Here is a 26,802-nt window from a genome sequence, read left to right on the forward strand (position 1 = left end):
CGCCCCTTCTCCCGCGCGCGGGGGGGGCGGGGCGGGCCCCCCGCCCGCGGGCGGGCGGCCGCCGCCCGGCCCCGCGGGCGCCCCCCCCCCCCCGCGCGGCTCCGGGGCGCGACCTCCCCCATCGAGGGGGAGGTAGGTCTTTGCGCCAGGAGCCGCAGCCACATGTATTGCGCGGTGTTGGTGTCCTGGTACTCGTCGACGAGGATGTATTTGAAGCGCTTGTGGTAGTCCTTCAGCACGTCCGGATTGGCGCGGAAGATGCGGATCGGGTGGCAGAGCAGATCGCCGAAGTCGCAAGCGTTCAGGATCTTGAGCCGCTCCTGATAGGCCTTGTAGAGCTCGCGGCCCTTGCCGTTGGCGAAGCTGCGGGCATCGCCCTCGGCAATGTCGGCGGGGCCTTGGCCCTTGTTCTTCCAGCCGTCGATCATCTGCGCGAACTGCTTGGCCGGCCAGCGCTTGTCGTCGAGGCCTTCGGCCTGGATCAGCTGCTTGATCAGCCGTACGACGTCGTCGGTGTCGAGGATGGTGAAATCGGATTTGAGCCCGGCCAGCTCGGCGTGCCGTCGCAAGAGCTTGACGCCGATGGAGTGGAAGGTGCCGAGCCACGGCATGCCCTCGACGGCTTCGCCGACGAGATGGCCGATGCGCTGCTTCATCTCGCGCGCGGCCTTGTTGGTGAAGGTCACCGCCAGGATCTGCGAGGGGAAAGCCCTGCCGGTGGCCAGGATATGGGCGATGCGGGTGGTCAGCACGCGGGTCTTGCCGGTGCCGGCGCCGGCCAGCACCAGGACCGGGCCTTCGGTGGTTTCCACCGCCAGCCGCTGCTCGGGGTTGAGGCCGTTGAGATAATCGGGTGCGCTGTTGGGTCCGCTGCGGGCCGCCATGGCGCGCGCGGCTATGCCCGACGGGGCCGCGGGCCGCGCACTGGGTTCGTCGAAAAAGGGCATGTCTTCCGCAAAGCCGGACATCTCCCCCGAATGTAGTGATTCGGGAGCGAAAGACCAGAAGTGTCTACGTTTTGTTCTGCTAAAGTGCCCGATATTGCGGCTCAGGCCTTTCGGTAACCGAGCGCGACGAACAATCGATGTCCGAACGAGCGCGCTTCCTCTGTCATCACCATGCCAAAGGCCGTCAGCATCTGGTCGTAATAGCGGCTGCCCGCGGGTGACGCCAGGAATGTCGAGTACAGTCTGAGATCGCCGAGCGGGAGATCCCGGTACGTATAAGCGCTACCCTGCATGGCATTCTGTTCGATGTTCTGGCGAATTTTCACGGATTGCTGACGCACCAGCGCCATGATCTGTTCGTCCGACAGAGGCTTTCCGGCTGCGCCCAGCATCCCCGTAACCATCGCGTAGCTCATGTTCAGCGCTATCGCCTCGCCGGTGTCGACAGCGCTGATATCGTCGATGATCTTGCGGTACAATTCGAGCCGGGCTGGATCCTTGGTCGGAAGCTCGGCGAGGATTTGCTTGCCCTCTGTCTTCTTGCTTTGCCTGCCTTCCGGGCCAGACGACTGAATTTCCAAAGCGGTGACGTGCTTGCCCAACGGGGAAGCGTAAAACGCTGCGAGGTCGGACAGATCGGTGGCCGACAGCCTGTCCGCCATCCGCGATTCGATGGCAGTCTCCATTTTGACTGCGTCGAAGGCGCCTTCCAGCGCGACCGACAAGGCGTCCTGGAAATTTGCCGGTAACGGTTCGGGTATGGATTTCGTGGCTGCGGCGATGCCGGGACCGATGCCCATCAGCATCTCGTGAAAGCCGTTTGCCTTGTTGATCTCGCTCAGCGTCTGTGCCGGCGCGGCCACTGTGCCGGCCGTGAGCGCGACGAAGCTACAGAGGACAAGGACTACGCGCGTCAGAGGCGAGGCGAATGACGTCACTCTGGTTGCTCCTGATGGTTGGTCCAAAGCAGACTGCTGGAAAACCCGGATGCCGGCAAGGCGGGATTGCCACCTTGGCGTGTGGCCTCGAAAAACGCCCTGTTACGCAAGAGAGCCTGCGGCATGGCCTTTTGGTTTCGCCATGGATCGCTCCCCGGCGGCTTGACAGGCACGGCGGCCGGGAGAAGGTTGTACCGCCGGGGGCAGGATTGGCATACCTTTGCCCATGGCTGCGTCGCGGAATGCGCATCAGTCGAAGGAGTATCGTCTTGGCTGTCGTCATCACCTCCCTCATCCTGTTCCTCATCGGCCTCGCACTTGGCGGCGGCGGCGTCTGGCTCGTGATGCTGGGCGGCAGCTGGTACTATGTCATCACCGGTCTCGCCTTCCTCATCGCCGCATGGCTGCTCTTCCGGCGCAAATCGACGGCGCTCTGGCTCTACGCGGCGATCGTGCTCGGCACGCTGGCCTGGGCGGTGTGGGAAATCGGCTTCGACTGGTGGGAACTCGGACCGCGCGGCGGCATCATCGTGCTTCTGGCGCTGTGGCTGCTGACGCCTTGGGCAAGGCGGGGCCTGACCGGCCCCGACGCGCGAGCGCCGCTCATTCTGGCCGCGCTGGCTTCGCTCGCCGTCGCCGGTTATTCGATGACGGCCGATCCCAAGGACATCGCCGGGGACCTCAGCGCCGACAAGGTGACGCCGACTGCCGATCTCGGCGGCAACGTGCCTCCGGGTGAATGGCACTTCTACGGCCGCACGCAATTTGGCCAGCGCTATTCTCCGCTCGACCAGATCAGGCCCGACAATGTCGCCAAATTGCAGCCGGCCTGGACCTACCAGACCGGCGACGTGAAAGGGCCGGACGATGTCGGCGAAACCACCTACCAGGTGACGCCGCTGAAGGTGGGCGATGCGCTCTATATCTGCACGCCGCACAATTTCGCCATTGCCATCGATGCCGCCACCGGCAAGGAGAAATGGCGTTTCGATCCCAAGATCAAGCTCGACAAGGACCGCCAGCACCAGACCTGCCGCGGCGTGTCCTATTATGCCGATGCCAAGATCGCCGCCGGCCAGCCTTGCGCGACTCGCGTCTACCTGCCGACATCGGATGCGCGGCTGATCGCGCTCGACGCCGCCAACGGCCAGGTCTGCGCGTCCTTCGCCGAGGCCGGCACGCTCAATCTGTTGACCAACATGCCGTATCCGAAGTCGGGCTATTATTACTCGACCTCGGCGCCGCTGATTGCCGGCGGCAAGATCATCATCGGCGGCGCGGTCAACGACAATTATTCGACGCAAGAGCCGTCCGGCGTCATCCGCGCCTTCGACGTCGACACCGGCGCCCTGGTGTGGAACTGGGATTCCGGCAATCCGGACCAGACAACGCCGCTGGCGGCAGGCCAGACCTACACCAACAACTCGCCCAACATGTGGTCGACGGCAAGCGCCGACGAGAAGCTCGGCCTGCTCTATGTGCCGCTCGGCAACCAGACGCCGGACCAGCTCGGGATGGGCCGCAGCGCCAATGTCGAGAAGTTTTCCTCCTCGATCACCGCGCTCGATCTCGCCACCGGGCAATTGCGCTGGGTGCGGCAGACCGTGCATCACGACCTCTGGGACATGGACGAGCCGGCTCAGCCGACGCTGGTCGACATCACCACCGCTGCCGGCGTCGTTCCGGGCCTGGTCGGGCCGACCAAGCAGGGCGACCTCTACGTGCTCGACCGGCGCAGCGGCGAGCCGATCATCCCGATCAAGGAAGTGCCGGCGCCGGGCGGCGCTGTCGAGGGCGATCACACGTCGCCGACGCAGCCGGTCTCGGATCTCTCCTTCAATCCGAGGCCGCTGACCGGCGCCGACATGTGGGGCATCACCATGTTCGACCAGCTGGCCTGCCGGATCGAATTCCAGGGCCTGCGCTACGAGGGCCGCTACACCCCGCCATCGGTGCAGGGGTCGCTGGTCTATCCCGGTAATTTCGGCACATTCAACTGGGGCGGCGTCGCCGTCGATCCGGTGCGGCAGGTGATGTTCGGCATGCCGACCTATCTGGCGTTCAAATCGCAGCTCATTCCGCGCGACCAGGTGCCGCCGCCGGATGAGGGGCGCGGCAGCGAGCAGGGGCTGAACCGCAATGAGGGCGCACCCTATGCGGTGGTGATGGGGCCGTTCCTGTCGCCGCTCGGCGTGCCCTGCCAGGCGCCGCCATGGGGCTATGTGGCGGGAGCGGACCTCAGAACCGGCAAGATCGCCTACAAGCACCGCAACGGCACCGTCTACGACATGACGCCGTTGCCCTTGCCGCTGAAGGTCGGTGTTCCCGGCATTGGCGGGCCGATGATCACCGCCGGCGGCGTCGTCTTCCTGGGCGCGGCGGTCGACGACTATCTGCGCGCCTATGACCTGACATCGGGCAAGCAGCTTTGGCAGGCCAGGCTGCCGGCCGGTGGGCAGTCGACGCCGATGACCTACACCGTCGCCGACGGCCGCCAGTTCGTGGTCATCGTCGCCGGCGGCCATGGCTCGGTCGGCACCAAGCCCGGCGACTATGTGATGGCCTATACGCTGCCGAAGTAGCAGCGATGTGACTTAGGTAAGTGATCGGCCCGGCAGATATTCTGTCGCGCCGCCCCTCATCTGCCTGCCGGCATCTATACGGGGAGAAGTGCCCGGCAGGGCGATGAGGGCAGCAGCAGCCTTGGTCAGCTTGCGTAAGAGATGGCCTTTGAGGCTGGGCACGGAGCCCAGTACTTCATTGGTTAGCTGCGGCCCTGTTTCGGCCTGCTGGATCAGCGTGGTGCCGGCCGACGCCGGTCGACGCGGACCTTCACCATCCGAGCGGCGGCTGCGGCAGCAGCGGAGCGCATTGCCAGCAAGGCAGCAACAGCAAGCACGAGCGCGCTTGCAAGGATCGGAGTAGACAAGGTCATGGCGTTGTTCCTTCTCGTCGGGCTCGCCGCTACGAGCGAGACCATCATCAGCTTCCTTCCATATTGTGGCGGCACCATCGACATTCTCTGAAATGACCAAAATGTGATGGGCGCGTTCGGCGGGGCGGCCGCATCGTTCGATGGCGCAAGCGTCACCCATCCGAGACTGGACCGTGCGAGCTTGCACCCTATCTTGATCCGCGAGTCATCCCGGAGTGACCGCGAGGTCATCCCGGAGTGACCATGAGGTCATCCCGGAGTGACCGTGAGATCATCTCCTAACGAGGAGCACGCCATGACGAAACCCACCGCCGAAGCCGTCAAACCTGCCAAACCTGCCATCACCCAGGCGATGATCGATGCCTATGACGAATACACGCATCTGACGCTCGACCGCCGCCGCTTCATGGAACAGCTGACCAGGCTTGCCGGATCGGGCGCGGCGGCGGCCGCGATCGCGCCGCTGCTTGCGGCGAATTCGGCGCAGGCGGCAATCGTCGCCGACAACGATCCGCGCGTGAAGGCTGAAGATATCACCTATTCCGGCAGCAGCGGTGAGATGAAGGGCTATCTGGTCAGGCCGGCGGACCAGTCCGGCAAGCTCGGCACCGTCATCGTGGTGCACGAGAACAGGGGGCTCAACCCGCATATCAAGGATGTTGCGCGGCGCGTTGCGCTGGAAGGGTTCGTGGCGCTGGCGCCGGATTTCCTGTCGCCGCTCGGCGGCACGCCCGCTGACGAAGACAAGGCGCGCGACATGTTCACCAAGCTCGACGCCAGCCAGGTCACCGCCGATGGCCTGGCGACCATCGCCTATCTCAAGGGCGAGAAGGACGGCAACGGCAAGGTCGGTGCTGTCGGCTTCTGCTGGGGCGGCGGCACGGTCAACAATCTGGCGGTCAACGCGCCCGATCTCGCCGTCGGCGTCGCCTATTACGGCATGCAGCCGAAGGCCGAGGATGTGGCGAAGATCAAGGCGGCGCTGTTGCTGCACTATGCCGGGCTCGACGAGCGCATCGACGCCGGCATCGATGCCTACAAGAAAGCGCTCGACGCCGCCCATGTCGAATACACGCTCTATGTCTATGACGGCGTCAACCATGCCTTCAACAACGACACCTCGGCCGCGCGCTACGACAAGAAGGCAGCCGATCTCGCCTGGGGACGGACGATCGCTTTCCTCAAGGAGAAGCTGGCGTAGGCTTCAGGCCGCCGACGACGCCCATACGCTTTCATAGGCCGGCGACAGCGTAAAACCGGCCGGCAGCACCGAGACCGGGGGCGGGCGCCGCACGCCCTCCTGCAGATAGCGCAACGCCGACACCAGTCCGTTCATCGTGTAGGGCTTGGCGATGACGCCGATCGCGCCGGCGAAATGGTCGGGGATGCGTTTTGGATTGGCGGTCATGAACACCACCATGGAACGGTTACCCTCGCGGATATGCTCGGCAACCTCGACCCCGGTTGGTCCGTCGGCGAGGTGGATATCGACAAAGGCAATATCGGCATCGGCGGTATCAATCATACCTCTTGCTTCGGCCAAGGATGTCGCCCAACCCACAACGCTGTGGCCGGCTTCCTCGACGAGGCTTTCCAGTTCCATCGCCAGCAACGCCTCGTCCTCGACGATCAGGACCTTGAGCGGTTCGTTCATGACAGCTTCCCTTTCTGCTGCGGTTCGTTCGGCATCGAGATGACGACCTTTGTGCCCGGGCCGGCGTCGCGCCATTCGATGTCGGCATGCAACTGCCGGGCAAGCGACTTGATCAGCCGCATGCCGAAGGAAGCATCGCCACTGGCCTCGGCCATGCCGACGCCGTCATCGGAAACCTCGATGTTGAAGTGGCCGTCGGGCTGGCTCATCTTGATGCCGATGCGCCCCGCGGTGGTGCCGTCCGGCTTTGCCTTGAAGGCGTGCTTCAGCGCGTTGGTGACAAGCTCATTGACCATCAAGGCAACAGGCGTGGCTTTTTCGGCCGGAATGACGATGGGTTCGAGGTCCAGCGTCGGCTTGATCTCGGCGCGTCCGGATGCGGTCAGCAGGTCGGTGACCAGATCCCTGGCGAAATCCGAGACATCGAAGCGGCTGACATCCTTTGACTGGTAGAGACGGCGATGCACCGTGCTCAGCGCCTCGATGCGCTCCAGCATGGTGGCCAGCGATCGCTTTGTCGCTTCATCCTTGATTGCCCGGCTTTGCATGATGATCAGCGAGGAGATCATCTGCAGGTTGTTTTTCACCCGATGGTCGACCTCGTGCAGCAGCGTGGTCTGCGCCTCAAGGGCGGCCTCAAGCTCGCGCGTGCGTTCCTTGACAGCCTTTTCAAAGCGGTTCTTGTCGGCGGTGATGCGATCCTCCGAGCGCTTGCGATCGGAGACATCGAGCTGTGAGGCAAAGAAGAACAGGAGTTCGCCTTTGTCGTTGGAAACCGGGCTGATGTAGAGCGCATTCCAGAATGTCGAGCCGTCCTTGCGGTAGTTCAACAGATCGATGGCGATATCGGTTCCCGCTGCTATCGCGTCGCGCACGCTAGCCACAGCTGCCTTGTCTGTCTCTGGCCCCTGCAGGAAGCGGCAGTTCTTGCCCATGACCTCGTCGCGCTCGTAGCCGGTCAGGCGCAGGAACGCGTCATTGGCAAAGACGATCGGATTGTCCGCCTGACGGGGATCGGTGATGACCATCGACATGCGGGTGGCGCGGATGGCGGCCGCGAACGGATCGCCCTTGCCGTGCTCGGCATGCAGATTGTCCGTCATGTGCCATGCGTCGGCCGGTTCCCTGGTCCTTTTCCAGTCCATGCTTTCACTCCAAGCCGTTTTTCAGGGGTCACAACGGCTTAGACGTGGAATTGGTTCAATCTTGATCTTCTTGTCGCAGGCAGCCGTTTGCGAAACCGAATCGCCGGTTGCGCAAACTGTCGAAATGAACGGTTTTTGAAGGTTGTCGGATGCAGCCGATTCGCTGAAAGCGGGGCTGGCGCAGACCTTTGGAAATGATCAGGTCGCAATGGTCCGTGGCGGCGCTCGCCGGTGGCGGCTTTCTCAGAACAGCGGAAACATCAGGCGTGGCCACGCTTCATGCGCGCCTGCTTCAGGATGGCGCGCCAGCGGATCATGTCGAAGGGGATAGGCTCGTTGTTGTTGGCGATGTGGAAGATCTCGTTGTTGACGTTCTTCAACGAGCGCCAGAAATCATAGTCGGTGATGCGCGGATCGGCAGCCAGCCTGTCCACCTCGACCTTGATGTCGGTTTTCATGCACGTTCCTCGAACCGCCTGTTGCCCGCCGCCCGCGTCACAACTCGCATGGCACCGTTCTCAAACGGTCAGCTGAGTCGTTCAATGGCCCAAATGGCTTGTTCACGTTAAAACCTTGGTAAGGTTAACGCGGGCGCGGCAGCGCTTCAAGCGGTCCTGCGGCGAATACCGATCGAACGGCCGGCGCGCTCGGGCATCGGCAGTGCAGAATGGGCGGCGCGCATGGCTTCCACCTTGGCCTGCACATCGGCGGGGAAGGGCGCGACTTTCGGCCCGGACATGTCGACATGCAGCGACAGGGTTTCGGAGGTGGCGGCAAGCCAGCCATCGACATGGCGGATTTCCTGGTAGGCCCTCAGCCGCTTGTCGTCGTGATCGATCAGCTGGAAGGATACGACGACCTTGTGTTCGAGGTGCAGTTCCTGGACATAGCAAACATGGACTTCGGCCGTGTAGATGGTCAGGCGCCGCTCTTCGACATAGTCCAGCCCCATGCCCATCGCCTCGAACGCCTCATCCGAGCAGCGGTCGAACAACACGTTGTAATAGGCCATGTTGAGATGGCCGTTGTAGTCGATCCAGTCCTTCTCGATGCCCATCGGTTTGGAAACTAAGGGGGCGGGAACAGGCATGGAAAGTTCCTTGTTCTGGTGCTGGACAGAGCGCGGCAGTCGAGACTACGCATCCATAATCGCATAACAAGCGTGGACGCTGGTCCATTCGCGGAGGAATTCATGGCTCTGAGCGACCTCAATCCGGTCGAACGCAACGAGGAAGGCATCGCCGCCGTGCTCGGCATTCTCAAGCAGCAGCTCGGCGAACGCTTCCAGACAGGCGCGGCGATCCGCTCGCAGCATGCGCATACCACCACCTATATTCCGACGCAGGCGCCTGACGGTGTCGCGTTCTCGGAGACGACAGAAGAGGTGCAGGAGATCGTACGTGCCTGCGCCGCGCACCGCGTGCCGGTCATCGCCTTCGGCGTCGGTTCCTCGCTGGAGGGCCACACCAACGCGCCGGGTGGCGGCATCTCGGTCGACACCTCGCGCATGAACCGCATCCTGTCGGTCAACCCCGAGGATCTCGACTGCACGGTCGAGCCTGGCGTAACGCGCGAGGATTTGAATCGGCACCTGCGCGATACCGGCCTGTTCTTCCCCATCGATCCCGGCGCCAATGCTTCGCTCGGCGGCATGGCGGCAACGCGGGCCTCCGGCACCAATGCGGTGCGCTACGGCACGATGCGTGAAAACGTGCTGTCGCTGACGGCCGTCATGGCCGATGGCGAGACGGTGACGACCGGCAAGCGGGCGAAAAAGAGTTCGGCCGGCTACGATCTGACGCGGCTTCTGGTCGGCTCGGAAGGCACGCTCGGCATCATCACCTCGCTGACCTTGAAGCTGCAAGGCATTCCGCAGGCGATCTCCGGCGGCGTCTGCCCGTTTCCAAACCTCGAGGCGGCCTGCAACGCGGTCATCGCGACCATCCAGATGGGCATTCCGGTGGCGCGCATCGAACTGGTGAATGGACTGCAGATGCGGGCGATGAAGAATTACTCGAAGCTCGATTACCCCGAGAGCCCGTGCCTGTTCGTCGAGTTCCACGGCAGCGATGCCGGTGTCGCCGAACAGGCCGAAACCTTCGGTGCCATTGCTGAAGACAATGGCGGCGGGCCATTCCTGTGGACGAGCGTCGCCGAGGAGCGCACGAAACTCTGGAAGGCCAGGCACGATGCTTATTGGGCGTCGCTGACGCTGCGGCCGGGCACCAAGGGCCTGTCGACCGATGTCTGCGTGCCGATCTCGCGGCTGGCCGAATGCGTTGCCGAAACCGAGGCCGACATTGCCGAGATGGGCCTGGTTGCGCCGATCGTCGGCCATGCCGGCGACGGCAATTTCCATGTGCTGGTGCTGATGGATGTCAACGACCCCAAAGAGATCGCGCTGGCGGAGAAATTCGTCTCGCGGCTGAACATGCGGGCGATCGCCATGGACGGCACCTGCACCGGCGAACACGGCATCGGCCAGGGCAAGATCGGCTTCCTGCGCCATGAGCTCGGCCATGGTGTCGACATCATGCGCTCCATAAAAAAAGCGCTCGACCCGCAAGACATCATGAACCCGGGCAAGATATTACCTGCATAGCCGAAATGTGAGGAGCGGCAATGGATACCCTGATTATAAGGGCATCGCTTGGCAAGACACTGTTACTGCTGTCGGCCAGCCTCTTCTTTGTCCTGGCCTGCGCTTTCCTGATTTATGTCTCCGAGGACGGCGACACCGCCGGCCTTTGGTGGTGCGTGGCCTTTTTCGGGCTCGGCGCGTTGGTGTTTGCCTGGCAGCTTGTGCGGCCGCAGATTCTGGTGCTGAACGGACAAGGTTTCAGTCTCGGCGGAGGCCTTGTTCGATCGCCCAAGCTGGTCCCCTGGAAGGATATCGAAAGCTTCTTCGTCGTCCATCGCCGGCGCAGGATAGGCGATATGATCGGGTACAATTTCGCACCGGGCGTCAAGAAAAGCTCCGTCATGGGCAGCGTGACCAAAAGCCTGGGCGCCGAAGCCGCATTACCCCAGGGCTGGACATTGTCGCCCGAGGAGATGGTGGTGCTGCTGAACGAATATCGCCGACGGGCCATAGGACGATGAAGTGAGAGAGGCCCAATAGATGCCAGCATCGGAGGCCTTGATACAGATCGACGTGCCGCTGTCGTCCGCAGGCGCGCCTTTGCCTCATGTCTTTGCCGACGAGGGCAGGCTGCTCATTGCTTACATCGTCGACAGCCCGGATCCGTCATTCGACGGCACAAATCCCCGGTCGGTTTCGCCCGCGACAGAAAGCCAGTCGATCGCCTTCCTGACGGCGGATCCTTATCTGGCATGTCAGTTCGGCCCGCCAAACGACTCAGCGGACACCGTTTGTATGGGCTGGGGCTGCGGCCGTATTCCGCGTTCGAAGTCCGCAATTCCTCCTGGATCGCCTCCTTCGAGAAGGCAAATCGGGTTCATTCCTCTCACAAGCCGGAACTGTTTTCCGGCTATCGGCACTTCATCCTGACGTTCCACGATTCGACGCTGGAATTCATTGCGAGGAGTTTTTCGGTCAACCTTCATCAGGGGGCGGTCCTGCCGATGCTGATGGAGGCGATCGGATCTCAGTGATCGGGCGCACCGGATCAGGCCAATCGTGATGTGTCTGCCTGGGAAATTGCCTCTTTATCGACACGCTGATGCGGGTAGAGTGCGGCTGACTTTCAATCAACCCGTTCGGAGCTGATGCTCGCACGCCTGTTCGTGATCTTCGGTGGCTTGTTTGTGCTGGTGCTGGTTGCGGCGCTGGTGGTGCCGTATTTTGTCGATTGGACCGGGTACCGCGCCCAATTCGAGCGCGAGGCGAGCGCCATTCTCGGCCGCAAGGTGACGGTGCAAGGCGACGCCACGGCGCGGCTGTTGCCGTTCCCCTCGGTGACCTTCTCAAACGTCACGGTCGCCGGCGGCCCCGGCGGCCAGCAGGCAATGACCGTCGAGACCTTTTCGATGGACGCGGAACTGGCGCCGTTCCTGCGCGGCGAAGTGCTGATTTTCGATATGCGGCTGGTGCATCCGAAGGCGACGATCGACATCGCCGATAACGGCACGGTCGACTGGGCGATACGGCCGTCCTCGCCCTTCGACCTCAACCAGATCTCGATCGAGAAGCTGACGGTGACGGAGGGAGAAATTGCGCTCCGCCATGCCGCAGGCGGGCGCAGCCATCTGATTTCCGAGATCAATTCGACCATCTCTGCCAAGTCGCTGGCCGGGCCGTGGCGCATGGACGGAACGTTGCTGCTCGATGGCCTGCGTTCGACGGTTGCGGCTTCGACCGGCAAGGCCGAAGGCAGCGGCCAGATGCGGCTGAGGCTCAAGGTCGATCCCGATGCCTATCCACTGGTCATCGAAACCGACGGCAATGCCGGCATCGTCAATGGGGCTGCCGTCTATTCCGGCCAGTTCAAGATTTCCGGCAACGACAAAAACAGCGCCGAACTGCGCGGCAGCGATGGCGAGAGCGTCAAAATCAGCGCCGGCAAACCCGATCCGGGCTTCCGGCTGAACGGCAAGTTCTCGCTCGACCACCAGAAGCTTGGCGTCGACGAATTCCGCTTCGAGACCGGGCCGCTCGACAATCCCTACACAGCCGACGGCAAGGCTTCGGTCGATCTCGGCCTTAGGCCGAACTTCGCCATCGAGGCCAATGGCGCGCAGGTGCAACTGGATGAAGCGGTGGGCGCTGAGAAGGGCGCCGGCCTGACGCTGGACCAGCGCATTGCCGGAATCGAGCAGGCGCTGCTCGAACTGCCGAAGCCGAGCATCCCCGGCACTGTCGAGGTCAAGCTGCCGGCGGTGGTGGCTGGCGACACCACGGTGCGCGACGTGCATCTCTCGGCCGAGCCGGTCGAGGGCGGCTGGTCGGTGAAATCGCTGGCCGCGACCTTGCCCGGGCGCACGACGCTGGAAGCCAGCGGCATGCTCAGCGTCGAAGATCATTTCGGTTTCAGCGGCTCCATGCTGCTGGCGGTGGCGCAGCCTTCCGGCTTTGCTGCCTGGTTGTCCAAAGATGTCGACGAGGCGATCCGCCGGCTGCCGGCCGCCGGCTTCAAGGCCAAGGTGGACCTGTCGGAGAAGCGCCAGGCGTTCAGCGATCTCGAACTGATCCTCGGCAAGTCGAAGTTCACCGGCCGCATCGATTCCAGCCAGCCCGACGACGCCAAGTCCTCGGTGCTGATGCGGCTCGCGGGCGGCGAACTCGATGTCGACGGGCTGACGGCCTTCGCCTCGATCTTCGTCAGCGACAAGGGCGCCAACCGCTTTTCCGACCGTGACCTCGATTTTCAGATCAAGGCAGGGCCGGTCAATGCCGGCGGGCTCACCGCCGACACGGTCGACACAGCGCTCCGGCTCCGCGACGGGCTGCTCGAAATCGACCGGCTGTCGATTGGCGGCCTTGCCGGCGCCTCGATCAGCGCCACCGGCCGGATCAAGGATTTTCCGGCAAGCCCGACCGGCAAGCTCGATGCCTCGGTGGTCGCCGTCGATCTGAAGCCGCTGATCGACATTGCCGCGCAACATTATCCCGACAATCAGGTGCTGAAGGGGCTGGCTGGCCGCACGGCCGCCTATCCTGAACTGTTCCAGGACGCGCGCGTCGATCTGGTGGCGAGCGCCGCCGACAATGGCGACGGCACGACCGGGCTGGCGGTGAGCGGACAAGGCAAGGCCGGCGGTTCGGCCTTTTCGGCGTCGCTGTCGGGCAAGGGTGCCGTCGGCCAGTTGCTCGACGCGCCGGTGACGCTGACCTTCAACGCCAAAAATCCCGACGCCACCGTGCTGCTGGCGCTCTACGGCCTGCCGGCGCTGCCGCTCGGCATGCTCGGCCAGGCAAGCACCGATATTTCGGCCAAAGGCACGTTTGGCGGCGGCCTGGCGACGAGCTTCAATTTCGCCGCCGACGACTTCAGGGCGACGTTCGACGGCACCGTAGCTCAGACACCGCAAGGCGCCACCGCCAAGGGCAAGATCGGCCTCGACGCCTCCGATATAGAGCCGTGGCTGATGACCACCGGCGCCGGCCTGCCGGGAATGGGCACGGGCACCTCGACCTCGCTCAGCGCGGATGCCGATTTCGGCAATGGCCTGCTGGTGTTGAGCGGTCTCAGCGGATCCATCAACGAGTCGGAGATTTCGGGCGACGTCAACATCGATGCGAAGCAGGGGCTGCCGCATTTTGCCGGTGCGCTGGCGCTCGACGAACTGGACCTCGACCCGATTGCGGTTGCGCTGTTCGGTGACCAGTCGTTCCTCAGCAGCAACGCGAACTGGCCGACGGCGCCATTCAGCCAGAAATCCAGCCTGCCGTTCAGCGCCGATCTCGATCTGACGACGGCGACGCTTGCCGCCGGACCGCTGGCGACAGCCTATGATGCGTCGCTGTCGTTGAAACTGGACCAGGAAGGCATCCGCGTTTCGGACCTGAAGGCAAAACTGCTCGGCGGCGCGCTCACCGGATTGTTCGAGTTGAAGAACACAGACGGCACGGGGCTGTTCTCCGGCCAGATGAGGCTTGCCGGCGCCGACCTGGCGACTGTGCTGCCGGCTGCCGGATTGAGTGGCAGCGGCGATTTCTCGACAGCGCTGTCGACCAGCGGCAAATCGGTCGACGCGATGATTGCCGCACTCTCTGGCTCGGGCACGGCGGCGCTGAAAGGCCTGACCATTGCCGGCGTCAATGCCGACGCCTTCGGCGCGTTGATTGCCAAGGCCGATGCGATCGGGCGCGACATCGACGTGGCCAAGACCGCGGGCTTTGCGCCGCAGATTGCCGGCGACGGCAGCTTTGCGGCCGGCGATACCGACATCGCCTTCACGGTCGCCGGCGGCACGTTGCGGGCACCACCGATCAAATTCGAAAACCAGGCGGCGACGCTGTCTGCCGACATCACGGCCGACCTCAACACCAGTACCGTCGCCACCAAGGGCGCTGTCACCTATAAGCCTGGCAACGAGGCGCTGGTCGGCTCCGATCCGACGGTCAATTTCAGCGTCGATGGGCCGTTCGGGGCGCTGAAGAAGCAGTTCGACAGCGAGCCGCTGGCGCAATTTTTGACCCAGCGCGCGCTGGAAAAGGAGCAGCAGCGGGTCGAGGCGATGCAGGCAGCACTGCTCGAGAAGCAGCGGCTGCGGCGCGAGGTGCGCTACTACGCCGCCCTGCAGACCGGGCGCGACAACGCCGCCGAGGAATTGCGCAAGCAGGAGGAAGCGGCACGGCTCAAAGCCGAGGCCGACGCCAAGGCGAAGGCACAGGCCGACGCAAAGGCACAGGCCGAAGCGGATGCCAAGGCCAAGGCGGATGCCAAAGCAAAGGCCGATGCCGATGCGAAAGCGCAGGCAGAGGCTGACGCCAAGGCCAAGGCGGATGCGGACGCGAAGGCGCAGGCCGAAGAGCAGGCTGCCGAAGACGCCGCAAAGGCCGAGGACGAACGGAAGAAGGCTGAGCAGGCGATGCGGACCGCTTCGCAGGAAAAAGCCAGGCTGGAGGCCGAGCGCAAGGCTCAGGAGCAGGCGCCGAAGGTCGACCGCTCACTTCCCGGTGTCAACGACGGTTCGGCCCCGGCGCCGCCGAAGCCCAGGACAAATCCGTTCTCCGTCGACAATCTGCTGAAGTCGCTGGGCAATTAAGAACCATTCAGACCGCGCCGCGCTTGGCCCAGTCCAGCACATGAAGCCTGAGCGCCGAGGACAGGTTCGCATCGCGCGGTCTTGTCTCATCGATCTCCGCGACCAGGGCAGCAAGCGTCAGCTTGCGCGCGGCGGCGATGGCGACGAGATCGTCATAAAAGGGTTTTTCGAGGGAATAGCTGGTGCGATGGCCGCGGATGGTCACCGAGCGTTTTTCGACCGGGCTCACCGCAGGCCGTCCATCAATCGCCCTGGTCTTCCGGGCGTTCGCGGCGGTGGCCGGCGACGAATTTTTCGGCCTTGTCCGATGTCAGACGGTCACGAGTTCTTTCGGCTTTGGAACGGCCGTGCAGAGCGCGGTTCTCGCCGGCGAGCTTTTCCTTTTCGGTGCGCGCCTTCTGCTTGCGGACCTGGCGAAGGTTGACGATTTCGCCCATGCCGCGCCGACCGTCCCGCTACTTCTTGCGGAAGGCGTCGAGCGACACGACGTCGGCGCCCTTGCCGGCGGCGGCATCGGCCACGGCGGGCTTTTTCTCGGCCTCGGTGGCAGCTGGCTTCTTCTCGGCCTTCGGCTTTTTCTCGGAGACGATAGCCAAAGGCTCGGCAGCCGGCTGGGCGGCTGCATCGTCTTCCGCCGGGACGTCGGTCTTAACGTCGAATTCGAGTTCGAAATTGACCGATGGGTCGTAGAAGCCGCGTACGGCCGAGAACGGGATTTCCAGCTTCTCCGGCACGTCGGAGAAGGACAGCCCGACCTCGAAGCCGGTATCGGTCACCTTGAGGTCCCAATACTGGAACTGGATGACGATGGTCATCTGTTCGGGATAGCGCTCGCGCAGCCTGGAGGACACCCGCACGCCCGGCGCGCCGGTCAGGAATGTGATGAAGAAATGATGATTGCCGGGAAGGCCGGTGCGCGCGACTTCGGCCAGGACCTTGCGCATGACGCCGCGCAATGCCTCCTGGGCCAGAATGTCGTAGCGGATGTGGTCGTCGGCCATGTGCTGGTCGGGTTCCGTTGAATCGTCCGCATAGCTGTAATCAAGCTTGAGCGCGGCGTAAACCGGATATAGATCGCTGATGCGCCGAAGCGAAGCCCGTAACGGACGATTTGATCGCCTGCTTTGGCGTTCAGGCGCTGGCCAGCTGTTTTTCCACCGCTGCCGCTGATCTGCGCTTGCCGAAGGCGCGCAGGAATGTGCGCACGCCGTGGGTCGCGGATTGCAGCACTTCATCTTCCGACGGCATGCCGCCGAGCATGAAGGTGGTCTGCAGTTCGGCGTTGGCTAGCGCCAGGAACTGGCGTGCGGCGACATCGGGATCGTCGACCGCGAGATGGCCGGCATGGGCGAGGCGGGCAAAACGGGCGGCAAGTGCCGGCCAGGTCCGGCCCGGCCCCTGGTCGCGCCATTCGGCGAAGAGCTCGGGATAGCGCTCGCCTTCGGTCTGGATCAGCTTGCGCAGGAAGCGTCCGTCGCGGTTGCAGATGCAGTTCTGATTCATGCGCACGGCAAAGCCGATCAGGTCGGCTTCCAGATCCTTCGGCTGGTCTGGGAAAGAGGCGAACGTGGCGAAGATGCCGGCATTGCAGCGCTCCGTCAGATCGCGCACCACAGCCATGAAGAGCTTTTCCTTGTCGCGGTGGTGATTGTAGATGGTCTGGCGCGACACGCCGGCCTCCACCGCGATCAGGTCGATATTGGCGCCGGCAAAGCCTTCCCGGCAGAAGACCGAAGCCGCCGCATCGATAATCGACATACGCTTGGCCTCGTGGCCGCGTGGCGGGAAAATGTCAGGAGAAACGGCAAGCTTCATAGAAATCTATATAGAGGTGATTGACGAATTAGACAAGGCTGTCTAAATTTGTGGACACAATAAATGGGAATTCGCTCCGTAGAGACGAATAATCTCGCTCTGAGCCGTCGGATTTCAACGGGATGGAACGTCCTAGGGTTAGTCGTCGCGTTGGCGGCGCCAACCAGACTTGAAAGAAGCCTTTATCATGAGTCCCAAATTCCTCCGCATCGCGGTCGTGCTCGGCCTGTTGTCCGCTATCGGCCCCTTCGCTATCGACATGTATCTGCCGGCGTTGCCTTCGATCGGCGAGGATCTGCATGCCGGCACCGCCGCCGTTCAGATGAGCCTTTTGATCTTCTTCCTGTCGATGGGCTTCGGCCAGATCGTCGTCGGACCGATCTCCGACATGGTCGGCCGCAAGCTGCCGCTTTACGGCGGCCTTGCGTTGTTCATGGTCGGCGGCATTGGTTCGGCCATGAGCCCGACCATCGAATGGCTGATCGTCTTCCGCTTCCTGCAGGGACTGGGCGCCAGCGCCGGCATGGCGGTGCCGCGCGCCATTGTGCGCGACCTGCACACCGGCACCGAAGCCGCCAAGCTGATGTCGCTGCTGATGCTGGTATTTTCGGTGTCGCCGATCCTGGCGCCGCTGACCGGCAGCCAGATCATCGAGAATTTCGGCTGGCGCGCCGTGTTCTGGACGGTGACGGGCGCGGCCCTGCTGGCCACCATTCTGCTGGCGACCTCGCTGAAGGAGACGCGGCCGGCGGAAGAACGCGTCGGTTCCTCCTTCGGAACCGCACTCGCCGGCTATCGCTTCCTTATGGGTGACCGCAATTTCCTCGGCCTGGTGGCGATCGCCGGCTTCGGCATCGCCAGCTTCTTCGTCTACCTCTCGAGTTCGTCCTTCATTCTGATCGACCATTACGGGCTGTCGCCTTCGGTCTACAGCGTGTTCTTCTCGATTAATGCGGTGGCCTTCATCGGCATGTCGCAGCTGACGGGGATGCTGTCGGAGCGCTTCGGGCTGAAGCGCGTCGTCTGGGTGGCGGTGACCGGCTATGCCACGACGATGGTGGTGCTGTTCGAAGTCATGGCGACCGGCGTCGACCGGCTCGATGTGATGGCGGCACTGCTGTTCGTCGGCTACGGCTTCCTCGGCCTGGTCATCCCGACGACGTCGGTGCTGGCCATGGAAGAGCATGGCGAGATCGCCGGCACGGCCTCGGCGCTGATGGGCACGCTGCACTTCGCCATCGGTGCGCTGGCGATGGGCGTCGCCGGCATCTTCTTCGACGGCACCCCGCTGCCCATGGTGGTCGGCATCACGCTCTGCGCGGTGATCTCGTTCACGCTGGCCAAACTGACGCTCGGCCGCTCGCGCGAAGCCGTTGAAGCGCCGGCCGAGTAAGCTGACCGCAATCGACCGGAAAGGCCGGGTCATCCCGGCCTTTTTTCACGTCTGGGGTAATCCGGCCCCGGCCAGAACCACGGCCTTCGACCGACGCCAGCGGCAAATTGCACCAGCTCATGGCTCAATTTGGTGTAGGCTTCGCGGCCCATCGTCATGCGAAATCCGGCCAGCGGCAGCCGGCATTGAGCGTACGATATCGAGGAGGGGAGAAGTGGAGGTTTCTGTTGCCAGGTACCTCCGAACCCCGCCTAGAAGTGCGAACCTCTAGGGCTTGATTTGAAGCTATCGCACCGCTTACGCGGCGAGACGTGCTTCCGCATAGTTGTCATTTGCAACTACAGGTTTAGCCCGATGACGGTGGTACCATGCCGGGCAAAAGTACGATCTTTACACCTTCGTCGATCCTATTTCGCCCCCAGCAACAGCCGCTCTGATCACAGAGCGGTTCTTGGTGGAGGCGCCGGGTACCGCCCCCGGGTCCGAACGGCTTATTACATCGCCCATTTATCGCCATAGTCGGTCAAGCCGACAAAACGAATATAGGGGGCGGGCGCACAAAATGAAAGGCCGCAATGACACTTCTTGGCCGCACCAAACTGCGGCGCCGAGGGTTGACTCGCGCGCGGTCTCAACCGAAGCTTTGCGATGGTGAGGAGTATCGACCGAGCGCACAAGTTGCGGCAGCGCGCCACAGCCCTCATCGATCGGATCCCGTGGCGCCGACATGGGGAAATTTGATGGCCGATTATCTCGCAGACGTGAAGAAATACGACGCCGCCGCAAATGCCGATGTGGTTGCCAAGATTGTGAAACATCTGGGCATCGCGCTGCGCAACCGCGATTCCTCGCTGGTATCCTGCACCGACCCCAAGGAATTGGAGCGCGTCAAGACCAACTGGGTTGCCAAGAAACTCGGCGTGACCGACGGGGCGAAAGCCGACTCAGCGATCGAGAAGACCTGCAAGGCGTTGGCCGCCGACAGCTCCAAGAGCCGCGTGACTTTCTACTATCTGGTCGCCAAGGATCTGGGCAAGCTCGGCTCTTTGTAGAGATTATTGCCGATAGGCAGAGCGCGCGTTTGATTTTGCTCCTCACCGGAGGTCAGCACCGCCCCTCATTGCCCTGCCGGGCATTTCTCCCCGTATAGTGACGGGGAGAAAGGGCTGACCGCAGCCTTGGCTCTCTCTCTCGAACGCTTGTGATTGGCGAAACCGCTGATCACAGCGCCCCTCTCCCCGTCCCTATACGGGGAGAGGATGCCGGCAGGCAGGTGAGGGGCAGCGCTAACCCTTGAAGAGTGATGGGGCAAGCCGCGTTCTGGTCCTTTTGCTGTGTTCGGCCGGCGGCCAGTCGGTTATGATGGCAGTAACCCCGAATCGAGGCGAAGCCGATGCGCCAGTATCTCGACCTTTTGCAGCATGTGCTGGACAATGGCGCCGACCGTGGCGACCGCACGGGCACCGGCACGCGTGGGGTGTTCGGGTACCAGATGCGCTTCGACCTGTCGCGCGGCTTTCCCGTCACCACCACCAAGAAGCTGCATCTGAAGTCGATCATCCATGAACTCCTGTGGTTCCTGGCCGGCGACACCAACATCAAATACCTTAGAGATCATGGCGTTTCGATCTGGGACGAATGGGCCGACGAGAATGGCGATCTCGGCCCGGTCTATGGCAAGCAGTGGCGCTCTTGGCCGGATGGCCATGGCGGGTCGATCGACCAGATTGCCAATGTTCTGAAGGAGATACGCAGGAATCCGAATTCACGCCGGCTGATCGTTTCGGCGTGGAACCCGGCCGAAGTGGAGGCGATGGCGCTGCCGCCCTGCCACTGCCTGTTCCAGTTCTACGTCTCGGACGGCAAGCTGTCCTGCCAGCTCTACCAGCGCTCGGCCGACATTTTTCTCGGCGTACCCTTCAACATCGCTTCCTACGCGCTGCTGACCCTGATGGTGGCGCAGGTGACCGGGCTGAAGCCCGGCGAGTTCGTCCATACGCTGGGCGATGCGCATCTCTATTCCAACCATTTCGAGCAGGCGCGCGAGCAATTGCGGCGCACACCCAAGGCGCTGCCGACGCTGTGGATCAATCCGGAGGTGAAGGACCTGTTCGCCTTCCGCTTCGAGGATTTCCGGCTGGAAAACTATTTTGCCGACGCGTCGATCAAGGCGCCGATCGCGGTCTGATCCGTCCACCGTCAATCAATTCCGACCCTCAATCGATGTCGACCATGACGTCGGTTGCCTTGATCATGGCATAGGCTGCTTGCCTTTTTCGAGCTTGAGATCGGCAACGGCCTCGTTGGTGATCGAAGCGTGACGACGGAGCCGGCGACATCACTGCGGACAGGCGAGGTGCTTTGACGATCTCGACGATCGTTCCCTTGAGGATGTTGCGGGCGCTGATCTTCATCGGAGTTCCTTTCCGGGTTTCGGTGCACGTCCAAACCAGAACAATCGATGCCGAACATACGCTTTCGCAGGAGGCGGCCTTCCCTTGTTATATTCATCCAGATATATCGGTCGGCAGGAGTCGAGCCAGCAGATTTCAAGCCCAGGGAGAGTTTTCATGTTGGGGCACAAAGGTTTTGGTATGAGGGCAATCGCGATTGGCGGCTTTGCCGTAGCTCTGATGGCCGTGATGCCGGCGGCTCACGCGGGAGACAAGGTGATCGTGTTTGCCGCAGCCAGCCTCAAGGACGGGCTCGACGCCGTCACCAAGGCCTGCGAAGCCGATGTCGGTGAAGCGGCGACCGTCTCCTACGCCGCGAGCTCGGCGCTGGCCAAGCAGATCGAACTCGGGGCGCCCGCCGATGTGTTCATTTCGGCCGATCTCGACTGGATGAAGTACCTCTCCGACAAGAGACTGACCAAGCCGGAAACCGAGGTGAAACTGCTCGGCAACCAGATCGTGCTGGTGGCGCCACAGGATTCCAAGGTTGAGACCAGGATCGAGAAAGGCTTCGACCTGGCCAAGCTGGTTGGCGACGGCAGGCTTGCCATGGGCGACGTCAAGGCGGTGCCGGCCGGCAAATACGGCAAGGCGGCACTTGAATCGCTCGGCGTCTGGTCGTCGGTCGAAGGCAAGGTGGCGCAGGCCGAGAATGTGCGCGCCGCGCTCAAGCTGGTTTCAACGGGCGAGGCCGCGCTCGGCATCGTCTATGCCACCGACGCGCATGCCGACAAGGGAGTCAAGGTGGTCGGCACCTTCCCGGAGGATTCGCACCCGCCGATCATCTATCCGGTTGCCCAGACCACCGATTCGAAGGACAAGGATACCCCGGCTTTCCTGAAGTGCCTGCAGTCCGCCAAGGCGGTGGAGCTGTTTAGGGATCAGGGTTTCACCGTGCTCACGCCGAGCAATTAAGGTAGCGGCTGACGCATGAACTGGCTGCTGGACCTCACTCCCGACGAATGGAATGCGGTCCGGCTGTCGATCAAGGTGGCGACGGTGGCGATGCTGTTCAGCCTGCCGCCGGGCATCTTGATGGCGCTTTTGCTGGCCCGCGGAAAATTCTGGGGCAAGACGCTGCTCAACGGCGTGGTTCACCTGCCGTTGATCCTGCCGCCGGTGGTGACAGGTTATCTCTTGCTGCTTACCTTCGGCCGGCGCGGGCCGGCGGGAGCGTTCCTGGCCGAGGATTTCGGCATCGTCTTCTCGTTTCGCTGGACCGGCGCCGCACTGGCCTGCGGTATCATGGGCTTTCCCCTGATGGTGCGGGCGATCCGGCTGTCGATCGAGGCGGTCGACCGCAAAATGGAGGCAGCGGCGGGAACGCTCGGCGCCAACCCGATTTGGGTCTTCGCCACCATCACGCTGCCGCTGATCCTGCCCGGGCTGATCGCCGGCTCGATCCTGTCCTTCGCCAAGGCGATGGGCGAGTTCGGCGCCACCATCACCTTCGTCTCCAACATTCCCAACGAGACGCAGACGCTGCCTTCGGCGATCTACACCTTCACGCAGGTGCCTGGCGGCGATGACGGGGCGCTCAGGCTGACGCTAATCTCCATCGTCATCTCGATGGCCGCATTGGTCGCCTCGGAAGTGCTGGCGCGGCGCGTCGGCCGGCGGATGGACATCGAATGAGCGTGCTGGTGGACATCAACCATCGGCTCGGCGGTTTCGCCGTCGACGCGCGTTTCGAAAGCGCCGGGCGGCTGACGGCGCTGTTCGGGCCATCGGGCTCCGGCAAGACGACGCTGATCAACGTGATCGCCGGCCTGATCCGGCCGACCAAGGGCCGTATCGCGGTCGACGGCTGTGTGCTGGTCGACACCGATGCCGGCATTTTCGTGCCGAAGCACAAGCGCCGGATCGGCATGGTGTTCCAGGACGCGCGGCTGTTTCCGCATATGAGCGTGGCCGGCAATCTGCGCTATGGCCGCTGGTTCACGCCACCGGCGGAGCGCTATGCGGATATCGACGCGGTCGTCGAACTGCTCGGCATCGGTCCTCTGCTCGACCGGCGACCGGCAAAGCTCTCGGGCGGCGAGAAGCAGCGCGTGGCGATCGGCCGGGCGCTGCTTGCCAGCCCGAAACTGCTGTTGATGGACGAGCCGCTGGCCTCGCTCGACGATGCGCGCAAAGCCGAGATCCTGCCCTATATCGAGCGGCTGCGCGACGAGACCAAGCTGCCCATCGTATATGTCAGCCACTCCGTCGCCGAGGTGGCGCGGCTGGCCAGCGACGTGGTGGTGATGGCGCAAGGCAAGGTCGCTGCCTCAGGCCCGACCGGCGCGATCATGCAACGGCTCGAATTGCTGCCGGCGGAGGAACGCGGCGAGGGCGGCGCGGTTCTCGACACCAAGGTGCTGCGCCATGACGAGATCTTCGGGATGACCGTGCTCGGCTCGGCGGCGGGGGAAATCCGGGTGCCGCAATTGGCGGTCTCGGTCGGCGCGCCTGTGCGCATCCGAATCCGCGCCCGCGACGTGATGATCGCCACCGAACAGCCGAAAGGTCTCAGTGCGCTCAACATCCTGCCGGGCGCCATCGTCGCAATCGGCTCGGGCGAGGGGCCGACGGTCGAAATCGGCATCGACTGCAATGGCGCAACCGTGCTTGCGCGCATCACCGAACAATCCAGGCAGGTACTGAACCTTCAACTCGGCGGCAAGGTGTTCGCGGTGATCAAGACGGTCAGTTTCGACCGTGCCAACACCGGCGCCGGGCTGCCGGCCGAAGCGGATGGCTGATAGCCGCTATATCGTTTTGGAATAGCGCTATGGGTCGAGAGGGGCTAGTGTGACCGTGGAGGACAAGAGATGCCGTCGCTGAGCCTGCGGATAAATCTCGATCCCGACGGGCGCATAGGTCCGGGCAAGATCGAGTTGCTGGAGCAGATCGCCACTTTCGGCTCGATCTCGGCTGCGGCGCGCGGCATGGAGATGTCCTACAAGCACGCTTGGGATCTGGTGGAAGATATGAACCGTGTGTTCGGCAAGCCGCTGGTCGCGGCGCAGACCGGCGGCAAGAAGGGCGGCGGCGCACAGCTGACCTCAGTTGGCCTTGCAGTCGTCAGCCGTTTTCGCGCTATCGAGCGCGCTGCGGCGGCAGCGGCGGCCACGCATATGGACGCCTTGCAGGCCGAGATTGATGCTGTGTGAGGGTTGAAGCTTGCGATCCGTCACACCCCCCTCTGTCCTGCCGGACATCTCCCTCGCAAGGGGGGAGATCAGCTCGCCCGTAGACGGGCGCTAATCTGTTAGGCGATTGGCGAAATCCTCCGTGACGGCCAATCTCCCCACTAGAGGGGGAGATGTCCGGCAGGACGGAGGGGGGCGCGAAGGAACTCGACCTTTGAGCGCGCTATTCCTCGGGCTCTCCTGCTTTACGCAGCAGATAGGTGTCCATGATCCAGCCCTTTCTTTTCCGGGCTTCTTCTCTCGTCCTCTCAATCTCTTCGCCGACATCACCCAGGCGACCGGAAACGATGATCTCATCGGGTGTGCCGAGATAGGCGCCCCAGTGGATGATCAGATCCTTGTCTGCCAGCGTGTTGAAGGCGCATTTGCCGTCGAGCATGACCACGGCGCTGCCGGCATTGTGCGGCATGCCTTGTTCGGCGAGGCGGCGGCCGGTGGTGATCAGCACGGGGTCGCCGATGCGGTTCAGCGCCATCTTGTGGCCGGCGGCTAGCGCCTGGACGGCGGTGATGCCGGGAATGACCTCCAATTCGAATGCGACATTGCCTCTGAGCCGTACGCGCTCGAGAATGCGCAGCGCGCTGTCATAGAGCGAGGGGTCGCCCCAGATCAGGAAGGCGCCGCAGCCGTTCTCGGCAAGTTCGTCGTGGATCAGGGTCTCATAGATCTGGGCGATGGCCTCGTGCCAGTCATCGACGGTCGAGCGATAGGAAGGCGCCGGCTCGGCGCGCACCGGCACGTCGAACTCGACGCGGCGCGATTTCGGATTGCTGACGAAACGGTCGCAGATATGGCGGCGCAATTCGGCAAGGTCGTTCTTCTTCGCCCCCTTGTCGGGGATAAACAGGACGTCCGCCCGGTTTAGGCCTGATAGGGCCTGCACGGTCATATGGTCGGGATTGCCGGCGCCGATGCCGATGACGAGAAGCTTGCGCATGACGCGAACTCCTGCCCGATCGAAACCTGTTAGTCCAGACCGCCGATTGCCGTGTCCAGACACTGTGGCGTCCTGTTGGGAGACGGAAGGCTTTGAAACGCCACATTGAAACGGCTAGGGTCGCGGCATTCTTGGCGAGGGGCTTCGATGTTGCAATATGTCCTGACCGTAGCGCTGGCGCTTTCAGCCGCGCCCGCTTTGGCCAATGATACGACCGCCGAACTCGGCACGGGTGGCCTGATCCTGTCGCGTAGCGACGCAGTGTCGATGCAAAGCGAGGACCTCTATATCTCGCCGGAAAAGGTCACGGTCGACTACGTCTTCCACAACAACACCGACAAGGATGTAAATGCCATCGTCGCTTTTCCGCTGCCGGACATCGAAGGCAATCCGGAGGAAATGCCGGCGATCCCGGAAAACCAGAGCGACAATTTCCTTGGCTTCGAGGTGACGATCGACGGAGCGCCGGCAAAGCCGCAGCTCGAGCAGAAAGTGTTCGCTGTCGGCATCGGTATCGGCGCCGATCTGAAGGCGCAGAACGTGCCGTTCAATCCGTTCGGCGATGCGGCCAAGGCGGCCCTGGCGAAGCTGCCGAAAACGGTCGCCGAGGATTGGGAAAACCGCGGCATCATCATCGAGGATACGGGCAGCGACGGTACCGAGGCGAACAAGGTCTATACGCCGTGGTGGCAGTTGCGCTCGACCTATTGGTGGCGCTCGACCTTTCCGGCCAACAAGGATGTCCACGTCTCGCACCGCTACAAACCGAGCGTCGGCGGCACGTCATCGGTCAGTTTCTTCTATGACGGCAAGTTCTCCGAGGGCGGCCAGTACACGACCTACAAGACCCGCTACTGCATGGACGACAGCTTCGAGAATGCGGTGCGGCAGGCCGCCAAGGCTGACGGTTATCCGCATTTTTACGAGAATCGCATTGCCTATATCCTGACCACCGGCGGCAACTGGGCCAATGGCAGCATTGGCAGGTTCAAACTAACCGTCGACAAGGGCAATCCGAAAGCGCTGATCTCGTTTTGCAGCGACAATGTGAAGAAGGTCGGGCCGACGACCTTCGAGACGAAGGCGCAGGATTTCTATCCCGAGCACAACATCGACATATTGCTCTTGGAGCCGTCGGATGACGGCGCCGGGGAAGCCAACTGATGGACGTCGCAATCTATGTCGCCATCGCGCAGAACGGCGTCATCGGGCGCGACGGCGGCTTGCCGTGGCGGCTGTCCACCGATCTCAAGCGCTTCAAGGCCGATACGATGGGCAAGCCCGTCATCATGGGCCGCAAGACTTATGAAGGCATCGGCCGGCCGCTGCCGGGCCGATTGAACATCGTGGTGACCCGCGACAAGGCCTGGCGCGCCGAGGGCATCGAGGTGGCGCACTCGCTGGAAGCCGCGATCCAGCTGGCCACGGTGCGCGGGCGTTGCATGAACGGCGTCGACGAAATCTGCGTCATCGGTGGCGGCGAGATCTATGCGCAGGCGCTGCCGCTGGCAGACCGGCTGCACGTCACCCATGTGCTGGCGGCGGTCGATGGCGACGCGCATTTTCCCGACATCGATCCGGATTTGTGGCGCCTTGTCAGCGCTCAGGACGTTCCGGCCGGTGAAAAGGACAGCCATGCGACGCGCTATTCGGTTTACGAGCGACGCCGCGGCGTGCATTGAGACGATAAAAGGGTCGCGAACGTCCAAAACGGACATGC

The 26,802-nt window shown here is 63.0% G+C and carries 28 protein-coding genes, 1 other RNA gene and 1 pseudogene; 15 read left to right on the forward strand and 15 right to left on the reverse strand.

What is annotated here, in order from left to right; all coding sequences use genetic code 11:
* On the reverse strand, positions 1-968 hold a 968-nt coding region (locus NKI88_RS25050; protein WP_352657994.1), incomplete at its 3' end, for an ATP-dependent helicase.
* An 80-nt stretch (positions 969-1,048) separates the two neighbouring features.
* Positions 1,049-1,885, reverse strand: a complete 837-nt coding sequence (locus NKI88_RS25055; RefSeq protein WP_352657997.1) for a DUF2059 domain-containing protein — start codon at positions 1,883-1,885, stop codon at positions 1,049-1,051.
* Between the two features lie 242 nt (positions 1,886-2,127).
* Between NKI88_RS25055 and NKI88_RS25060 the strand changes: the two genes are divergently transcribed.
* Positions 2,128-4,467, forward strand: coding sequence for a glucose/quinate/shikimate family membrane-bound PQQ-dependent dehydrogenase (locus NKI88_RS25060; RefSeq protein WP_502909489.1), 2,340 nt, complete (start codon positions 2,128-2,130; stop codon positions 4,465-4,467).
* A 12-nt stretch (positions 4,468-4,479) separates the two neighbouring features.
* Here the strand turns inward: NKI88_RS25060 and NKI88_RS25065 are convergent, their stop codons facing one another.
* Positions 4,480-4,980: a hypothetical protein gene (locus NKI88_RS25065; protein ID WP_155923825.1), complete on the reverse strand. Its 501-nt coding sequence runs from the start codon at positions 4,978-4,980 to the stop codon at positions 4,480-4,482.
* A gap of 135 nt (positions 4,981-5,115) precedes the next feature.
* Between NKI88_RS25065 and NKI88_RS25070 the strand changes: the two genes are divergently transcribed.
* The gene (locus NKI88_RS25070) at positions 5,116-6,021 is read left to right on the forward strand and encodes a dienelactone hydrolase family protein (RefSeq protein WP_023682108.1); all 906 of its coding nucleotides are present in this window, start codon (positions 5,116-5,118) and stop codon (positions 6,019-6,021) included.
* Positions 6,022-6,024: 3 nt separating this feature from the next.
* Here NKI88_RS25070 and NKI88_RS25075 read toward each other — a convergent pair whose 3' ends face one another.
* The 5 genes from NKI88_RS25075 to NKI88_RS25095 form a co-directional block, all read right to left on the reverse strand.
* A complete protein-coding gene (locus NKI88_RS25075; protein ID WP_023668313.1) occupies positions 6,025-6,474 on the reverse strand; it encodes a response regulator in 450 nt (149 codons plus the stop codon).
* Positions 6,471-7,619 (reverse strand): histidine kinase dimerization/phosphoacceptor domain -containing protein, encoded by a 1,149-nt coding sequence (locus NKI88_RS25080; RefSeq protein WP_023682107.1) that lies wholly within the window; start codon positions 7,617-7,619, stop codon positions 6,471-6,473. The genes NKI88_RS25075 and NKI88_RS25080 overlap by 4 nt, the downstream gene beginning before the upstream one ends.
* A gap of 55 nt (positions 7,620-7,674) precedes the next feature.
* Positions 7,675-7,893, reverse strand: coding sequence for a hypothetical protein (locus tag NKI88_RS25085; RefSeq protein WP_155929625.1), 219 nt, complete (start codon positions 7,891-7,893; stop codon positions 7,675-7,677).
* A complete protein-coding gene (locus NKI88_RS25090) occupies positions 7,880-8,077 on the reverse strand; it encodes a hypothetical protein (protein ID WP_013531006.1) in 198 nt (65 codons plus the stop codon). The genes NKI88_RS25085 and NKI88_RS25090 overlap by 14 nt, the downstream gene beginning before the upstream one ends.
* 146 nt (positions 8,078-8,223) lie before the next feature.
* A complete protein-coding gene (locus NKI88_RS25095) occupies positions 8,224-8,709 on the reverse strand; it encodes a thioesterase family protein (protein ID WP_352658003.1) in 486 nt (161 codons plus the stop codon).
* A gap of 102 nt (positions 8,710-8,811) precedes the next feature.
* On the opposite strand from NKI88_RS25095, the gene NKI88_RS25100 reads away from it, so the two are divergent.
* The 4 genes from NKI88_RS25100 to NKI88_RS25115 all read left to right on the forward strand — a co-directional run bounded on the left by NKI88_RS25100 (position 8,812) and on the right by NKI88_RS25115 (position 15,290).
* Positions 8,812-10,221, forward strand: a complete 1,410-nt coding sequence (locus NKI88_RS25100; protein ID WP_352658006.1) for an FAD-binding oxidoreductase — start codon at positions 8,812-8,814, stop codon at positions 10,219-10,221.
* Between the two features lie 20 nt (positions 10,222-10,241).
* Complete coding sequence (locus NKI88_RS25105; protein WP_352658009.1) at positions 10,242-10,721, forward strand: STM3941 family protein; 480 nt, start codon at positions 10,242-10,244, stop codon at positions 10,719-10,721.
* A 37-nt stretch (positions 10,722-10,758) separates the two neighbouring features.
* Complete coding sequence (locus NKI88_RS25110) at positions 10,759-11,130, forward strand: hypothetical protein (protein WP_352658011.1); 372 nt, start codon at positions 10,759-10,761, stop codon at positions 11,128-11,130.
* Between the two features lie 218 nt (positions 11,131-11,348).
* The gene (locus NKI88_RS25115; RefSeq protein ID WP_352658014.1) at positions 11,349-15,290 is read left to right on the forward strand and encodes an AsmA family protein; all 3,942 of its coding nucleotides are present in this window, start codon (positions 11,349-11,351) and stop codon (positions 15,288-15,290) included.
* A 7-nt stretch (positions 15,291-15,297) separates the two neighbouring features.
* Here NKI88_RS25115 and NKI88_RS25120 read toward each other — a convergent pair whose 3' ends face one another.
* The 4 genes from NKI88_RS25120 to NKI88_RS25135 all read right to left on the reverse strand — a co-directional run bounded on the left by NKI88_RS25120 (position 15,298) and on the right by NKI88_RS25135 (position 17,105).
* Complete coding sequence (locus tag NKI88_RS25120) at positions 15,298-15,519, reverse strand: ribbon-helix-helix domain-containing protein (RefSeq protein WP_023668319.1); 222 nt, start codon at positions 15,517-15,519, stop codon at positions 15,298-15,300.
* A gap of 13 nt (positions 15,520-15,532) precedes the next feature.
* Positions 15,533-15,727, reverse strand: coding sequence for a DUF4169 family protein (locus NKI88_RS25125; RefSeq protein WP_023667420.1), 195 nt, complete (start codon positions 15,725-15,727; stop codon positions 15,533-15,535).
* Between the two features lie 18 nt (positions 15,728-15,745).
* Entirely contained in the window at positions 15,746-16,291 is a 546-nt protein-coding gene (locus NKI88_RS25130) for an SspB family protein (protein ID WP_352658017.1), read from the reverse strand.
* A 130-nt stretch (positions 16,292-16,421) separates the two neighbouring features.
* Entirely contained in the window at positions 16,422-17,105 is a 684-nt protein-coding gene (locus NKI88_RS25135) for a TetR/AcrR family transcriptional regulator (RefSeq protein WP_023668320.1), read from the reverse strand.
* A 187-nt stretch (positions 17,106-17,292) separates the two neighbouring features.
* Between NKI88_RS25135 and NKI88_RS25140 the strand changes: the two genes are divergently transcribed.
* Entirely contained in the window at positions 17,293-18,498 is a 1,206-nt protein-coding gene (locus tag NKI88_RS25140; protein WP_352658020.1) for a multidrug effflux MFS transporter, read from the forward strand.
* A gap of 213 nt (positions 18,499-18,711) precedes the next feature.
* Here NKI88_RS25140 and ssrA read toward each other — a convergent pair.
* Positions 18,712-19,070: a transfer-messenger RNA gene (ssrA, locus tag NKI88_RS25145) on the reverse strand.
* A 168-nt stretch (positions 19,071-19,238) separates the two neighbouring features.
* On the opposite strand from ssrA, the gene NKI88_RS25150 reads away from it, so the two are divergent.
* Both NKI88_RS25150 and NKI88_RS25155 read left to right on the forward strand, forming a co-directional pair.
* Complete coding sequence (locus NKI88_RS25150; protein WP_023668323.1) at positions 19,239-19,550, forward strand: DUF2853 family protein; 312 nt, start codon at positions 19,239-19,241, stop codon at positions 19,548-19,550.
* Between the two features lie 341 nt (positions 19,551-19,891).
* Positions 19,892-20,686: a thymidylate synthase gene (locus NKI88_RS25155; protein WP_023688064.1), complete on the forward strand. Its 795-nt coding sequence runs from the start codon at positions 19,892-19,894 to the stop codon at positions 20,684-20,686.
* A 28-nt stretch (positions 20,687-20,714) separates the two neighbouring features.
* Here NKI88_RS25155 and NKI88_RS25160 read toward each other — a convergent pair.
* Positions 20,715-20,912: pseudogene (locus NKI88_RS25160) on the reverse strand (TOBE domain-containing protein).
* 159 nt (positions 20,913-21,071) lie between these two features.
* Between NKI88_RS25160 and modA the strand changes: the two are divergent.
* The 4 genes from modA to NKI88_RS25180 all read left to right on the forward strand — a co-directional run bounded on the left by modA (position 21,072) and on the right by NKI88_RS25180 (position 24,106).
* Entirely contained in the window at positions 21,072-21,866 is a 795-nt protein-coding gene (modA, locus tag NKI88_RS25165) for a molybdate ABC transporter substrate-binding protein (protein ID WP_155922541.1), read from the forward strand.
* Positions 21,867-21,881: 15 nt separating this feature from the next.
* Positions 21,882-22,586 (forward strand): molybdate ABC transporter permease subunit, encoded by a 705-nt coding sequence (gene modB / locus NKI88_RS25170; protein ID WP_352658023.1) that lies wholly within the window; start codon positions 21,882-21,884, stop codon positions 22,584-22,586.
* Positions 22,583-23,695, forward strand: a complete 1,113-nt coding sequence (gene modC / locus NKI88_RS25175) for a molybdenum ABC transporter ATP-binding protein (protein WP_352658026.1) — start codon at positions 22,583-22,585, stop codon at positions 23,693-23,695. The genes modB and modC overlap by 4 nt, the downstream gene beginning before the upstream one ends.
* 69 nt (positions 23,696-23,764) lie before the next feature.
* Positions 23,765-24,106 carry a winged helix-turn-helix domain-containing protein gene (locus NKI88_RS25180; protein WP_352658029.1) on the forward strand — a complete coding sequence of 114 codons (342 nt, stop codon included), beginning with the start codon at positions 23,765-23,767 and terminating at the stop codon, positions 24,104-24,106.
* A 202-nt stretch (positions 24,107-24,308) separates the two neighbouring features.
* Here NKI88_RS25180 and cobF read toward each other — a convergent pair whose 3' ends face one another.
* On the reverse strand, positions 24,309-25,082 hold the full coding sequence (cobF, locus tag NKI88_RS25185) for a precorrin-6A synthase (deacetylating) (protein ID WP_352658032.1): 774 nt from the start codon (positions 25,080-25,082) through the stop codon (positions 24,309-24,311).
* 147 nt (positions 25,083-25,229) lie between these two features.
* Between cobF and NKI88_RS25190 the strand changes: the two genes are divergently transcribed.
* Positions 25,230-26,246 (forward strand): DUF4424 domain-containing protein, encoded by a 1,017-nt coding sequence (locus NKI88_RS25190; protein WP_352658035.1) that lies wholly within the window; start codon positions 25,230-25,232, stop codon positions 26,244-26,246.
* Positions 26,246-26,764, forward strand: a complete 519-nt coding sequence (locus NKI88_RS25195; protein ID WP_352658038.1) for a dihydrofolate reductase — start codon at positions 26,246-26,248, stop codon at positions 26,762-26,764. Before NKI88_RS25190 ends, NKI88_RS25195 begins: the two co-directional genes overlap by 1 nt.
* Positions 26,765-26,802: the final 38 nt, after the last annotated feature.

The sequence above is a fragment of the Mesorhizobium sp. M0317 genome, assembly GCF_040321555.1.
GTDB lineage: Bacteria > Pseudomonadota > Alphaproteobacteria > Rhizobiales > Rhizobiaceae > Mesorhizobium.